This window comes from Rhodovulum sp. MB263, assembly GCF_002073975.1.
GTDB lineage: Bacteria > Pseudomonadota > Alphaproteobacteria > Rhodobacterales > Rhodobacteraceae > Rhodovulum.
In genome coordinates this window covers 2,004,783-2,017,897 of sequence record NZ_CP020384.1, presented here as the reverse complement: position 1 = coordinate 2,017,897, position 13,115 = coordinate 2,004,783, and the positions used below count along the sequence as shown (strand labels likewise).

Sequence of the window (13,115 nt, the reverse complement as noted above, 5' to 3'; positions counted from 1 at the left end):
AAGGGTGTCTTCGGGTTCAGGTCATGTCCCGATGCGGAATGCCGCAGCGCCATACAGGCGGCGGGGAAGGGACAACAGGGGCGGGCGCTCAGGCCTCGGCGCGTCCGCTCCGGCTGCCACGCTCGCGATAGGGCGTGGTGTCGTAATGCGCGCGGTAGCATTTCGAGAAATGGCTGGGCGAGGCGAAGCCGCAGGCCAGCGCCACGTTGATGACGCTCATGTCGGTCTGCATCAGAAGGTTGCGCGCCTTCGACAGTCTCAGCTCCATGTAATAGCGCTTGGGGCTGCGGTTCAGATAGCGCCGGAACAGCCGTTCCAGCTGACGCGTCGACATGCCGACATCGCGCGCCAGCGTCGCGGGCGAGATCGGGTCCTCGAGGTTCTTCTCCATCACCTGGATGACCTGGCTGAGCTTGGGGTGGCGCACCCCGATCCGGGTCGGGACCGACAGCCGCTGGGTGTCCTGATCGGTGCGGATCGAGGAATAGATCAGCTGATCGGCCACCGCATTGGCCAGATCCTGGCCATGGGTCCGGGCGATCAGCGTCAGCGCGAGGTCGATCGAGGCGGTTCCGCCCGCCGTCGTCATCCGGTTGCCGTCGATCACGAAGACCGAGCGGGTCAGCTCGATCTCGTGGAAATCCTCGAGAAAGCCGTCCTGGTTCTCCCAGTGGATCGTCGCGCGCCGGCCGTCGAGCAGCCCGGCCCTGGCAAGAGCATGCGCGGCGGTGCAGATCCCGGCCATCGCAAGCCCCTTGCGCGCCTCGCGCCGGAGCCATGAAACCAGCGTCCGCGTGGTCGCCGCCTGGATGTCGAGGCCGCCGCAGACGATCACCATCTCGTCGCGCCCCAGCGGCTCGAGGCCGATATCGGGCCTGACCCGCGTGCCGTTCGAGCAGCTCACCTCTTCGCCGCCCTCTGCGGCCAGGCGCCAGCGGTAGAGCGTCCGGCCTGCCATCCGGTTGGCGATGCGAAAGGGCTCGATGGCACCCGCGAAGCTCATCATCGTGAAGCGGTCGAGCAGGACGAAAACGAGGTCTTGCGTCCGCCCTTCGGCAGCGGCCGCCAAGCTTGGGCCGTATCTCTCGGGAGCTGCTGGCAAAGGTCCCTCCGCGCGTCTTGTCCGATCAGCGATACAGGTTTGCCTGCCGGGATCAAGGCCCGGCGCGGTGTTGCGCAGCGTTGCCGAACCGACCGTCCGGCGCGCGCGGATTGCATGCGGATCGCGGCGTGCCCGGGCACAGGGCGAATTCCGGGTAGCCGGATGCGCCCCGACGACCTATAAGGCCGGAACTGATGACGAGCATGGAACCATGACGATGACGACCTGGCAGAAATCGGATTGGCGTGCGCGCCCGCGGGTGCAGATGCCCGATTACACCGATCCGGCGGCACTGGCCGCCGTCGAGGCGCAGCTTGCCAAGTATCCGCCTCTGGTCTTCGCGGGCGAGGCCCGGAACCTGACGGCGAAACTCGGACAGGCGGCGCAGGGCAAGGCCTTCCTGCTGCAGGGCGGCGACTGTGCCGAGAGCTTTTCTGAATTTTCCGCCGACACCATCCGCGACACCTTCAAGGTGCTTCTGCAGATGGCCATCGTGCTGACCTGGGGCGCCAAGGTGCCGGTGGTCAAGGTCGGCCGGATGGCGGGCCAGTTCGCCAAGCCGCGTTCGGCCGCGACCGAGACCCTGAACGGGACCGAACTGCCCAGCTATCGCGGCGACATCGTCAACGGTTTCGATTTCACCCCCGAGGCGCGCATCCCCGACCCGTCGCGGATGCTGCAGGCCTATACCCAGGCCGCGGCCTCGCTTAATCTGCTGCGCGCCTTCTCGAAGGGCGGCTTTGCCGATATCCACCGGGTGCATGCCTGGACGCTGGGCTTTCTCGAGCGCGACGAGGCCGAGAAATACCGCGACATGGCCAACCGGATCAGCGACACGCTGGCCTTCATGACCGCGGCGGGTGTCAATGGCGAGACCATGAACGGGCTCTCGTCGGTCGACTTCTTCACCTCGCATGAGGCGCTTCTTCTGGAATATGAAGAGGCCCTGACGCGGATCGACTCGACCTCGGGCAACTGGATCGCTGGCTCGGGCCACATGATCTGGATCGGCGACCGCACCCGTCAGATCGACGGCGCGCATGTCGAGTTCTGCCGCGGCGTGATGAACCCGATCGGGCTCAAATGCGGCCCCTCGATGGTCGAGGACGATCTCAAGGTCCTGATCGGGAAGCTGAACCCCGACAATGTGCCGGGACGGCTGACGCTGATATCGCGCTTCGGCGCGGGCAAGGTGGGCGATCACCTGCCGCGGCTCATCCGCGTGGTGCGCGAGATGGGGGCCGAGGTGCTCTGGGTCTGCGACCCGATGCATGGCAACACCATCAAATCGGCGAGCGGGTTCAAGACCCGGCCCTTCGATGCGGTGCTGCGCGAAGTGCAGGAGTTCTTTGCCGTGCACAAGGCCGAGGGCTCGATCCCGGGCGGGGTGCATTTCGAGATGACCGGCAAGGACGTGACCGAATGCACCGGCGGCGTGCGCGCCGTGACCGACGAGGATCTGTCCTCGCGCTATCACACCGCCTGCGACCCGCGGCTCAATGCCAGCCAGGCGCTGGAGCTGGCCTTCCTCGTGGCCGAGGAACTGTCGGCGCGCAATGACGCCGCGGCCGCGGCCGCGGCGATGTGATCGGGCCGGACGGGCAGGAGCGGCCTGGCGCCGCCGCTGCCCCAGTCTTGCCGCATTGCATGAGATAGCGGCTGCATCTGTCGGATTTAAAATAAAAACCCCGCGCACCTTCCTGGCGGGCGGGTGTCTTGATCCGGACGGGCGATCCCCGTCGCCCGGGCCCCGCGCAGGACAGTTCGGAAAATTCAGCAGGCCGGTTCGGGTTCCTCGACGCCGCCTTGGATGACCGTCAGTTTCGGGCGGCCACTCTCGCCCTCGGCAAGGGCAGGGCGCTGGGCGGGATTGGCGGTCTCGCCAAGGATCTGGAAGCGCCGGGGCGTCCAGCCGACGGTGCCGACCGTTGCCAGCGCACCGAGGATCTTGGCGGGGGTGCCGTTCTCGCGCGCCAGGGGCAGCAGCAGCATGCCCGCGAACAGCGCCGCCCGGTTATAGCTGCGCGGCGAGATCAGCGTCAGCCGGAGCGCTGTGCCATCGCCGGTCATGAGCGCCTCGATCTTGTCTTCCAGCTCCGGGCGCGATTCCGGCAGGATCATCGCCGAAAGCGGCATGCCGCGCATGTCCATGCCCATCAGATCGGTCATGTGCTGGCCGGTCAGCCGCAGCCGCAGGTGGCGCGGTGCCATGGCCTCGGCCACGAAACAGTTCGACAGCGCCCGGGAGAATCCGCGCGGGTCAAGCTGGGTCCGGCTGGGCAGACCGCCCTGATCGTCGCGCAGCTGCGTCCAGTAGCGTTCGATGTCGTCCAGGGCGGACAGGGCGCCACCGGTTCGATATCCCGACAATGCGATCACCGCAGCGCGGGGATGGGTCTCGGACTCCGCCATGGCAGTCTCCTTGCATCTCGGTATCGCCGCGGGCAGCGTGACCGCGACATTGTCGCCCCCTGCCATAAGTGCTATCGCGGGACGATCCCCGTTGAAAGGAATTTGCCACAAAATGGCCACGTATTCGCGCCTTTTCTATACCGAAGGTTAACGGCTCCATGTTGCAGTCGATGACCGCCTTTGCCGCCCGGTCCGGGCAGACGGAAACCCATGCCTGGACATGGGAATTGCGCGGCGTGAACGGCAAGGGGCTCGACCTCCGTCTGCGCCTGCCGGACTGGGTGCCCGGGCTCGAACCCGCGGTGCGCGCGGCGGTCCAGAGCCGTGTGACGCGCGGCAGCCTGACCCTGAACCTGCGCATTTCGGCCCGCGATTCGGGGCGGGGCGGGCTGCAGATCGACCCGGCGGTCCTGCGCTCGGTGCTGGCGATGCTGGGTCATGTCGAGGCCGAGGCGGCCCGTCAGGGGCTGTCGCTTGCGCCGTCGAGCGCGGTCGAGATCCTCGCCTTGCGCGGGCTGGCCGAGAGCGCCGAGCCCGAGCCCGAGACCGCCCCGCTCCTGGCCGCGCTGAGCGCCGATCTGACCCCGCTTCTTGACGAATTCATGACAATGCGGGCCAGCGAGGGCGCGGCACTGGAACGGGTGCTTTGCGACCATCTCGCCACAATTTCGTCACTGACCGACCGCGCAGCCGAGGCCGCCGAGGCCCGACGCGACCAGATCGGGGAAACGCTGCGGGCGAGCCTCGCCCGGGTGATGGAGGCGGTCGCGGGGGCCGATCCCGACCGGGTGGCGCAGGAACTGGCGATGATCGCGGTCAAGGCCGATGTCACCGAAGAACTCGACCGGCTCCGCGCCCATGTCGCCGCCGCCAGGGCGCTTCTGGCCTCCGGCGAGCCGGTCGGTCGCAGGCTCGACTTCCTGATGCAGGAATTCAACCGCGAGGCCAACACGCTCTGTTCCAAGGCCCAGTCGGCCGGGCTGACCCGGGTCGGGCTTGACCTCAAGGCGGCCATCGATCAGATGCGCGAACAGGTCCAGAACGTGGAGTAAGAACCGATGGCGGCACGGCGCGGATTGCTGATCATCCTGTCCTCGCCCTCGGGCGCGGGCAAATCGACCCTGGCCCGCAGGCTGCGTGCCTGGGACCCCGAAATCGCGTTCTCGGTCTCGGCCACGACCCGGGCGCCGCGGCCCGGCGAGATCGACGGCAAGGATTACCATTTCCTGACCGAGCCCGCCTTCAAGGCCCAGGTGGCGCGGGGCGCGATGCTGGAACATGCCCATGTCTTCGGCAATTTCTACGGCTCGCCCGAGGCGCCGGTGCGGGCCGCCATCGAGGCCGGGCAGGACGTGCTGTTCGATATCGACTGGCAGGGGGCGCAACAGATCCGCGCCTCGGCGCTCGGCCCGAACACGCTGTCGGTCTTCCTGCTGCCGCCCTCGATCGCTGAGCTGCGCCGGCGTCTGGTCGACCGCGGCCAGGACACAGCCGAGACCATCGCCGGACGGATGCAGAAAAGCTGGGACGAGATCAGCCACTGGGACGGCTACGATTTCGTGCTGGTGAATGACGATCTCGACGCCACCGAAGAGAAGCTCAAGACCATCCTGACCGCCACCCGCCTGAGACGCAGCCAGCAGCCCGGCCTGACCGGGCATGTGCGCGCGCTTCAGGCCGAATTCGAGGCCCTGCCATGACCCTCTACACGCTTGACGGAGTTACGCCGACCCTGCCCGAGGACGGCGATGTCTGGATCGCGCCCGATGCCAATGTGATCGGCAAGGTGATCCTCGGGACGGGCGCCTCGGTCTGGTTCGGCGCCACGCTGCGCGGCGACAACGAGCCGATCACGGTGGGCGAGGGGACCAATATCCAGGAAAACACCGTCTGCCATACCGATATGGGCTATCCGCTGACCATCGGCGCGGGCTGTACCATTGGCCACAAGGCGATGCTGCATGGCTGCACCATTGGCGAGAATACCCTGATCGGGATGGGCGCGACGGTGCTGAACGGGGCCAGGATCGGGCGGAACTGCCTGATCGGCGCGGGGGCGCTGGTGACCGAGGGCAAGGAAATCCCCGATAACAGCCTGGTGATGGGCGCGCCTGCCAAATTCGTGCGCCAGCTCGATGCCGATGCGATCGAAGGGCTGCGCCGGTCCGCGCGTCACTATCGCGAGAATGCCGCGCGCTACCGCACCGGTCTGACGGCCGGGTGAGCGCGGAGGTGCCGCTGGGCGGCAGCGCCGTCTTGCGCCGATCCTGTCGACCGCGGCGGAAGCCCTGCTAATGCCGCGCGCGCGGGATCATATGCACCGTCAGCTTCGGACAATGCGCGGCGATTTCCCGCCGGATGATCTCGGTATCGGGCAGAACCGGGGTCACCACGACGTAAAGCCCGCGATAGCCGCCGAGCTGAAGCTGCTGGGCCAGGTCCATCGCGTCGAACTCGTCGGTCAGCAGCGGCGAGACGATCATGTCGACGCATTGGATCGACGACAGCGCGGCCTGCACCAGGGCATAGGGCAGATGTTCGCAACGCGCTCCGGCGAAAGGCATCCCCAGTTGCGGTTGTTCGAGCTGATCGAACCCGATCAGAAGCACCATTCCGGTGCTGGTGATCGCGGAGGCCATCTGCGCGGATCGGTCTGTGCTGGTGTTTCCCATAGTCGCACTCCCTTTGGCGACTGGCCGTGATGGCCCAATGTCTGAACAAACTCGGTTAACCAAACTGTCAACATGTCTGTTACGCCATGCACACTTGTCAGCCTATAGCGCGAGACCGTCCAATCTGGCAATTGCCTAAAGGTCGGTTCCGTCGCGTTTGGCCGTCACGTCAGGGGCGACCGGGGTCATTGCCGCAATGGGGTGAAAGGTGAACGAATCTCTCGGATTGTCGATCATCGCCGGGGTGCCGGTTCCGGTTCTGCTGATCGGGGCGGACGAGCGGATCAGCGGCATGAACGGCGCCGCCGAGGCGCTGTTCGGGGCGGCCGGCGCCGGGCGGCATTACATCACCGTCCTGCGCCATCCGGCGCTGCTCGACTGCGTCGAGGAGGCCCTGCGGCTGCGTCAGCCCCGCCGGGCGCGCTATCCGCGCAGCGCGCTTGGCCGCGACACGACCTATGACGTCACCGCCAGCCCGCTCGTCGGGGTCGCCGCGGGCGGCGTGGTGCTCAGCTTCACCGACATTTCCGATCTCGAGCAGGCCGGGCAGATCCGTCGCGATTTCGTCGCCAATGTCAGTCACGAACTGAAGACGCCGCTGACCGCGCTGATGGGGTTCATCGAGACGCTGCGCGGGCCTGCGCGCGATGACGAGTCGGCGCGCGAGCGGTTTCTCGGCATCATGGCGCGCGAGGCCGAGCGCATGAACCGGCTGGTAGCCGACCTTCTGTCGCTCAGCCGGGTCGAGGCCGAGGAACGGATGCGGCCCGGTGCGCGGGTCGATGTGGCGGCGCTGTTGCGCAGCGCGGTGCAGACCCTGCGCCCGCTTGCCGAGGAGGCCGGGGTCGCGCTGACGCTGAGCGGGGCCGAGGCGGAGGCGCCTGTGCTGGGCGACGAGGACCAGCTGACCCAGGTGTTTCACAACCTCATCGAGAACGGCATCAAATATGGCGGCTCGGGCGGCGTTCTGCGGCTGGAGATGACCCGCTCGGAACGCGAGTTGGCCTTTCGCGGCCCCGGCCTCAGGGTCGACGTGATCGACGAAGGCGAGGGTTTCGACCCGGTGCATATCCCGCGCCTGACAGAGCGGTTCTACCGTGTCGACAACCACCGCTCGCGCGAGATGGGCGGCACCGGTCTGGGGCTTGCGATCGTCAAGCATATCGTCAACCGGCATCGCGGCCGTTTCCGCATCGACAGCACGCCCGGCAAGGGAAGCACGTTTTCGGTGACGCTTCCAACGATTTAGCAACCTGAGGCGGCATAATTGCGCATCGACACAAGATGTCGCGGCCGGGCCGGGCGCTTGTCATGAAACCGTTACGCATTTGTCACAAAAGATTGGCGACGCAGGATTACGACCCGCCCGAGGCCGCCGGAAACCGGGTGGCCAGAACCAATCAGGAGCTTTCCATGTCCCTTGCGAAACTGACCGCCTCGGCACTGGCCATCGCCGCCGTTTCCGCGACCGCCGCCGCCGCGCGCGACAATGTGCAGGTGGCCGGGTCCTCGACCGTGCTGCCCTATGCCTCGATCGTCGCCGAGGCCTTCGGCGAGAATTTCGACTTTCCGACCCCGGTGGTGGAATCGGGCGGCTCCTCGGCCGGCCTGAAACGCTTCTGCGAAGGCGTCGGCGAAACCTCGATCGACATCGCGAACGCGTCGCGCGCGATCAAGGACAAGGAAGTCGAGGCCTGCAAGGCCAATGGCGTCTCGGACATCATCGAGGTCCGGATCGGCTATGACGGCATCGTCTTCGCGAGCCAGCTGAACGGCCCCGCCTTCACCGCCTTCACGCCCGCCGACATCTATCGCGCGCTGGCCGCCGAGCTGCCGGTCGACGGCAAGATGGTCGCCAATCCGAACGCGACCTGGGCCGATGCCAATCCCGAGCTGCCCGCCGTCGACATCGCCGCCTTCATCCCCGGCACCAAGCATGGCACCCGTGAAGTGTTCGAGGAAAAGGTCCTGATCCAGGGCTGTGAAGAGACCGGCGCGATGGCCGAGATGGAAGCCATGGGGCTGGACGAGAAAGCCGCCGAGAAGGCCTGCAAGACCGTCCGCACCGATGGCCGCTCGGTCGATATCGACGGCGACTATACCGAGACGCTGGCCCGGATCGATTCCAACCCGAACGGCATCGGCGTGTTCGGACTGGCCTTCTACGAGAACAACACCGACACGCTGAAAGTGGCGACCATGTCGGGTGTCGCGCCCTCGACCGAGACCATCGCCTCGGGCGATTACCCGGTGTCGCGCCCGCTCTACTTCTACATCAAGAAGGCCCATATCGGCGTGATCCCCGGCCTGAAGGAATTCGCCGAATTCTTCGTCTCTGACGAGATGGCCGGCCCCGACGGCCCGCTGGCGGCCTATGGCCTCGTGTCCGACCCCGAGCTGGCCGCGACCCAGGCGAAGGTTGCCAACGAAGAAACCATGAGCAACTAAGCCCTCGACTTCGGGGCGGGCGGCGGACCGGCTGCCCGCCCCGGTTCGAGGGATTGTCATTTCAAAGACGGAGCGGTCATGCCTGTTTTCTGGCTCGTCCTCATCCTGCTCGCCCTGGGCGCGCTCGGCTTCGTGCTGGGACGGCGCCGGGCGCTTGGCGGGGCGGGGGGCGACATACGCCTGCTGCATTCGCTGCCGGCCTATTACGGCACCAATGTGGCGCTTGTGACCATGGTTCCGGCCTTCCTGATGCTGGGGGTCTGGCTGCTGGTTCAGCCCGTCGCCATCGATGCGCGGGTTTCGGCGCTGCTGCCCGAGGCGGCCATCACCGGGGGCACGACACGCGGTCTGGTGATGAGCGATGTGCGCCGGGTGGCCGAGGGGCTCGACAAGGCGGTGGCCGAGGGCGAGATGACCCGCCGCGAGGCGCGCGACATCCGCGCCGGCTTTACCGATATCCGTAACCGGCTGGGCGCGGTCGGCGTGGCGCTGGGATCGAATGTCGGCGCGCCCGAGCTTTACGCCGCTCAGCGCTATCGCACGCTGTCGGGCGAGGGCCGGATCGCGATGACAGTGGCGGTGCTGGCGCTGGCGATGGGCGGCTTCGCGCTGTCGCTGATCCGCACCACGCCGACCTTCCGCGCCCGCAATTCGGTCGAGACAGGCATCCGCTATGCCCTGATCTTCGCCGCGACCGTCGCCATACTGACCACCATCGGCATCGTGCTGTCGCTGATCTTCAACACCATCGATTTCTTCCGGCTTTATCCCGCGCGGGAGTTCTTCTTCGGCACCACCTGGAGCCCCAGCTTCGGCGGCGGCTCCGAGCTTGGCATCCTGCCACTTCTGTGGGGCACCTTCTACATCTCGGTCATCGCGCTGGCGGTGTCGGTGCCGATCGGGCTTTTCGCGGCACTTTACCTGTCGGAATACGCCTCCTCCCATGTCCGCGCCGTCGCCAAGCCCATGCTCGAGGTGCTGGCGGGCATTCCCACCATCGTCTACGGGCTGTTCGCGCTCTTGACGGTCGGGCCGCTGCTGCTGAAGGTCTTCGGCCAGGACGGGGTCGGGCTGATGCAGGCCGGAACGGCGGTGATTACGGCGGGGCTGGTGATGGGCATCATGCTGATCCCCTTCGTCAGCTCGCTGTCCGATGACATCATCAACGCGGTGCCGCAATCGATGCGCGACGGCTCGCTCGGGCTGGGCGCGACCCGGTCCGAGACCGTCAAGCAGGTGGTGCTTCCGGCAGCGCTGCCGGGCATCGTGGGCGCGATCCTGCTGGCCGCGAGCCGGGCCATCGGCGAGACCATGATCGTGGTGCTGGGGGCAGGGGCCGCGGCCAAGCTGTCGATGAACCCCTTCGATGCGATGACGACCGTGACCGCCAAGATCGTCAGCCAGCTGACCGGCGATGCCGATTTCGCAAGCCCCGAGGCGCTGGTCGCCTTCGCGCTGGGGATGACGCTTTTCGTCATCACGCTGGGGCTGAACATCTTTGCCCTTTATATCGTGCGCAAGTACCGGGAGCAGTACGAATGACCGACATCCCCGTCTCGGATGTGCGCCCGGTTCCGGCCGCACCCGCCCGCACAGGCTCGCTTTTGACGGCCGATGCCCGCACCCGCCGCCGCAACGCCGCCGAGACCCGGTTCCGGCTTTACGGGATCGTGGCGGTCGGCATCGGGCTCTTCTTCCTCGCGGCGCTGCTTTACGCCATCGTCACCAACGGGATCGGCGCCTTCCAGCAGACCGGCTACACGCTGCAGATCGAATTCCGCGAGGATGTGCTGGACAAGACCGGCACTCGCAATCTGGACGATATCAAGTCGGTCAAGACCTTCGCCTATTCGCCGCTGCTGCGCGAGGCGATGCTGCGCGAGATCGAGGCCCATGGCATCGAGACGCCGCTGGCCGATGCCATGATCAAGGGCTTTTCCTCGCCGCTCGACAAGCTGTTCTCGGACGGGGCACGCTCGACCCTGCGCGACATGGTGCTGGCCGATCCAAGCCTGATCGGCCAGACCGTGACGGTGCGCATCCTCGCCTCGTCGCGGGTCGACGGCTATCTCAAGGGACGCGTCAGCCGCGCCTCGATCGAGCGCGACAAGAACCTCGACGCGGCCCACCTGGATCTGATCGACAAGCTGCGCGAGGCGGGCATCGCGACCAAGGCCTTCAACCTTGCCTTCATCACCGGGCCCGACGCCTCGGACGCGCGCCCCGAACAGGCCGGGATCGGCGTCGCCATGCTGGGGTCGTTCTACATGATGATCGTGGTGCTGGCGTTGGCGCTGCCGATCGGGGTCGGGGCCTCGATCTATCTCGAGGAATTCGCGCCGCAGAACCGCATCACCGACCTGATCGAGGTGAACATTTCCAATCTCGCCGCCGTGCCCTCGATCGTCTTCGGGATCCTCGGGCTCGCGGTCTTCATCCAGTTCGTGCATCTGCCGCAATCCGCGCCGCTGGTCGGCGGGCTGGTGCTGTCGCTGATGACGCTGCCGACCATCATCATCTCGACCCGCGCCGCGCTGAAGGCGGTGCCGCCCTCGATCCGCGATGCGGCCCTGGGGGTAGGGGCCTCGAAGATGCAGGCGGTGTTCCACCATGTGCTGCCGCTGGCGATGCCCGGCATCCTGACCGGCACCATCCTCGGGCTGGCCCAGGCGCTGGGCGAAACCGCGCCGCTTCTGCTGATCGGGATGGTGGGCTTTGTCGCCTCGAACTATCCCGACGGCGTCGCCTCGGGCTTCATGGCGCCGAACTCGGCCATGCCGGCCCAGATCTACGAATGGGCCAAGCGCGCCGATCCGGCCTTCTATGAACGGGCCTGGGGCGGCATCATCCTGCTGCTCGTCTTCCTGATGACAATGAACATCATCGCCATCCTGCTGCGCCGCCGCTTCGAGCGCCGGTGGTGATCGGCTGCGAAAGGACCTCCGACATGTATGACAATTCCGATCTTGCGCGGGCGACGGTGACCGGAGAGACCAAGATCGCGGCCCATGGCTGCCAGGTCTATTACGGCAACAGCCAGGCCATCCGCGATGTCGATATCGATATCGCGGACAAGACCGTGACCGCCTTCATCGGCCCCTCGGGCTGCGGCAAATCCACCTTCCTGCGCTGCCTGAACCGGATGAACGACACCATCGACATCTGCCGGGTCGAGGGCGACATCCGTCTGGACGGCGAGGACATCTACGATCCGCGCGTGGATCCGGTGCAGCTGCGCGCCAAGGTCGGCATGGTGTTCCAGAAGCCGAACCCGTTTCCCAAGTCGATCTATGACAATGTCGCCTACGGGCCGCGCATCCACGGGCTGGCCCGCAGCAAGGCCGATCTGGACGAGATCGTCGAGCGCTCGCTGCGGCGCGCGGCGATCTGGGACGAGGTCAAGGACCGCCTGCAGGCACCCGGCACCGGGCTTTCGGGCGGCCAGCAGCAACGGCTCTGCATCGCCCGCGCCGTCGCGACCGAACCCGAGGTTTTGCTGATGGACGAGCCCTGCTCGGCGCTCGACCCGATCGCCACCGCCCAGGTCGAGGAGCTGATCGACGAGCTGCGCACGCAATATTCGGTGGTGATCGTGACCCATTCGATGCAGCAGGCCGCGCGCGTCAGCCAGCGCACCGCGTTTTTCCATCTCGGCAGTCTGGTCGAATATGGCGAGACGGCGAAGATCTTCACAAATCCGGGCGATCCCCGCACCGAGAGCTACATCACCGGCCGCATCGGCTGAGAAAGGACCTTTCATGTCGGATGTTATGAAAGACCCGCATATCGTCAAATCCTACGACCGCGAGCTCGAATCGATCCAAGCGCTCATCATGAAGATGGGCGGGCTGGTCGAGATCGCGATCCTCGAGGCCGCGACCTCGCTCGAGACGCGCGACGAGGAACTGGCCGAGCGCGTGCGCGACGGCGACAAGGCCATCGACGCGCTCGAGGAACAGGTCAACGAGGAGGCCGCGCGGCTGCTTGCGCTGCGCCAGCCCTCGGCCGGCGATCTGCGCACGGTGCTGTCGGTGATGAAGATCTCGGCCAATCTCGAACGCTGCGGCGATTATGCCAAGAACATGGCCAAGCGCACCGGCGTCCTGGTGCAGATGGCCCCGATGGAGGGCGCGGCCGGGGCGATCCGGCGGATGGCCAAGGCGGTCGAGCTGATGCTGAAGGATGCGCTCGACGCCTATATCCAGCGCGATGCCGAACTGGCCGAGGATGTGCGCCAGCGCGATCTCGAGGTCGACCAGATGTATAATGCCTTGTTCCGCGAATTCCTGACCTTCATGATGGAGGATCCGCGCAACATCACCGCCTGCATGCATCTGCATTTCATCGCCAAGAACATCGAGCGCATGGGCGATCATGTCACCTCCATCGCCGAGCAGGTGATCTACCTGGCCACCGGCCACATGCCCGAGGACGACCGGCCCAAGGCCGACCGCACCTCGGTCGAAACGCTCAGGAGTTGA

Annotated in this window: 13 protein-coding genes; 10 read left to right on the top strand and 3 right to left on the bottom strand. The window is 66.5% G+C overall.

Annotated elements, in window-relative coordinates:
* Nucleotides 1-88: 88 nt before the first annotated feature.
* Entirely contained in the window at nt 89-1,006 is a 918-nt protein-coding gene (locus tag B5V46_RS09390; protein WP_080618004.1) for a GlxA family transcriptional regulator, read from the bottom strand.
* Nucleotides 1,007-1,319: 313 nt separating this feature from the next.
* Between B5V46_RS09390 and B5V46_RS09385 the strand changes: the two genes are divergently transcribed.
* On the top strand, nt 1,320-2,690 hold the full coding sequence (locus tag B5V46_RS09385; RefSeq protein WP_080616362.1) for a class II 3-deoxy-7-phosphoheptulonate synthase: 1,371 nt from the start codon (nt 1,320-1,322) through the stop codon (nt 2,688-2,690).
* A gap of 185 nt (nt 2,691-2,875) precedes the next feature.
* Here the strand turns inward: B5V46_RS09385 and B5V46_RS09380 are convergent, their stop codons facing one another.
* Nucleotides 2,876-3,514: a PAS domain-containing protein gene (locus B5V46_RS09380; protein ID WP_196774226.1), complete on the bottom strand. Its 639-nt coding sequence runs from the start codon at nt 3,512-3,514 to the stop codon at nt 2,876-2,878.
* A 158-nt stretch (nt 3,515-3,672) separates the two neighbouring features.
* Between B5V46_RS09380 and B5V46_RS19745 the strand changes: the two genes are divergently transcribed.
* Genes B5V46_RS19745 through B5V46_RS09370 form a run of 3 tightly spaced genes read left to right on the top strand, consistent with a single transcriptional unit; the run spans nt 3,673 to nt 5,738 of the window.
* Nucleotides 3,673-4,566: a YicC/YloC family endoribonuclease gene (locus tag B5V46_RS19745; RefSeq protein ID WP_155774005.1), complete on the top strand. Its 894-nt coding sequence runs from the start codon at nt 3,673-3,675 to the stop codon at nt 4,564-4,566.
* A 6-nt stretch (nt 4,567-4,572) separates the two neighbouring features.
* Nucleotides 4,573-5,214 carry a guanylate kinase gene (gene gmk / locus B5V46_RS19740; RefSeq protein ID WP_155774004.1) on the top strand — a complete coding sequence of 214 codons (642 nt, stop codon included), beginning with the start codon at nt 4,573-4,575 and terminating at the stop codon, nt 5,212-5,214.
* Nucleotides 5,211-5,738: a gamma carbonic anhydrase family protein gene (locus tag B5V46_RS09370; RefSeq protein WP_080616360.1), complete on the top strand. Its 528-nt coding sequence runs from the start codon at nt 5,211-5,213 to the stop codon at nt 5,736-5,738. The genes gmk and B5V46_RS09370 overlap by 4 nt, the downstream gene beginning before the upstream one ends.
* A gap of 67 nt (nt 5,739-5,805) precedes the next feature.
* On the opposite strand, the gene B5V46_RS09365 is transcribed toward B5V46_RS09370, so the two are convergent.
* On the bottom strand, nt 5,806-6,186 hold the full coding sequence (locus B5V46_RS09365; protein ID WP_080616359.1) for a hypothetical protein: 381 nt from the start codon (nt 6,184-6,186) through the stop codon (nt 5,806-5,808).
* A 208-nt stretch (nt 6,187-6,394) separates the two neighbouring features.
* Between B5V46_RS09365 and B5V46_RS09360 the strand changes: the two genes are divergently transcribed.
* The 6 genes from B5V46_RS09360 (at nt 6,395) to phoU (ending at nt 13,115) form a co-directional block, all read left to right on the top strand.
* Nucleotides 6,395-7,435, top strand: a complete 1,041-nt coding sequence (locus tag B5V46_RS09360) for an ATP-binding protein (RefSeq protein WP_231119076.1) — start codon at nt 6,395-6,397, stop codon at nt 7,433-7,435.
* Nucleotides 7,436-7,599: 164 nt separating this feature from the next.
* Nucleotides 7,600-8,634 (top strand): PstS family phosphate ABC transporter substrate-binding protein, encoded by a 1,035-nt coding sequence (locus tag B5V46_RS09355; protein ID WP_080618002.1) that lies wholly within the window; start codon nt 7,600-7,602, stop codon nt 8,632-8,634.
* 78 nt (nt 8,635-8,712) lie between these two features.
* Nucleotides 8,713-10,176, top strand: coding sequence for a phosphate ABC transporter permease subunit PstC (gene pstC, locus B5V46_RS09350; RefSeq protein WP_080616358.1), 1,464 nt, complete (start codon nt 8,713-8,715; stop codon nt 10,174-10,176).
* On the top strand, nt 10,173-11,558 hold the full coding sequence (pstA, locus tag B5V46_RS09345) for a phosphate ABC transporter permease PstA (protein ID WP_080616357.1): 1,386 nt from the start codon (nt 10,173-10,175) through the stop codon (nt 11,556-11,558). Before pstC ends, pstA begins: the two co-directional genes overlap by 4 nt.
* 23 nt (nt 11,559-11,581) lie before the next feature.
* Entirely contained in the window at nt 11,582-12,379 is a 798-nt protein-coding gene (gene pstB / locus B5V46_RS09340; RefSeq protein ID WP_080616356.1) for a phosphate ABC transporter ATP-binding protein PstB, read from the top strand.
* Between the two features lie 25 nt (nt 12,380-12,404).
* Nucleotides 12,405-13,115 carry a phosphate signaling complex protein PhoU gene (phoU, locus tag B5V46_RS09335; protein WP_080618001.1) on the top strand — a complete coding sequence of 237 codons (711 nt, stop codon included), beginning with the start codon at nt 12,405-12,407 and terminating at the stop codon, nt 13,113-13,115.

Bases quoted from the DNA above. Each gene is read 5' to 3' on its own strand.
- B5V46_RS09355 (WP_080618002.1), top strand. From the start codon at position 7,600: ATGTCCCTTGCGAAACTGACCGCCTCGGCACTGGCCATCGCCGCCGTT.
- B5V46_RS09380 (WP_196774226.1), bottom strand. From the start codon at position 3,514: ATGGCGGAGTCCGAGACCCATCCCCGCGCTGCGGTGATCGCATTGTCG.
- pstA (WP_080616357.1), top strand. From the start codon at position 10,173: ATGACCGACATCCCCGTCTCGGATGTGCGCCCGGTTCCGGCCGCACCC.
- B5V46_RS09390 (WP_080618004.1), bottom strand. From the start codon at position 1,006: ATGATGAGCTTCGCGGGTGCCATCGAGCCCTTTCGCATCGCCAACCGG.
- B5V46_RS19745 (WP_155774005.1), top strand. From the start codon at position 3,673: ATGTTGCAGTCGATGACCGCCTTTGCCGCCCGGTCCGGGCAGACGGAA.
- B5V46_RS09370 (WP_080616360.1), top strand. From the start codon at position 5,211: ATGACCCTCTACACGCTTGACGGAGTTACGCCGACCCTGCCCGAGGAC.
- B5V46_RS09365 (WP_080616359.1), bottom strand. From the start codon at position 6,186: ATGGGAAACACCAGCACAGACCGATCCGCGCAGATGGCCTCCGCGATC.
- phoU (WP_080618001.1), top strand. From the start codon at position 12,405: ATGAAAGACCCGCATATCGTCAAATCCTACGACCGCGAGCTCGAATCG.
- B5V46_RS09385 (WP_080616362.1), top strand. From the start codon at position 1,320: ATGACGACCTGGCAGAAATCGGATTGGCGTGCGCGCCCGCGGGTGCAG.
- gmk (WP_155774004.1), top strand. From the start codon at position 4,573: ATGGCGGCACGGCGCGGATTGCTGATCATCCTGTCCTCGCCCTCGGGC.
- pstC (WP_080616358.1), top strand. From the start codon at position 8,713: ATGCCTGTTTTCTGGCTCGTCCTCATCCTGCTCGCCCTGGGCGCGCTC.
- pstB (WP_080616356.1), top strand. From the start codon at position 11,582: ATGTATGACAATTCCGATCTTGCGCGGGCGACGGTGACCGGAGAGACC.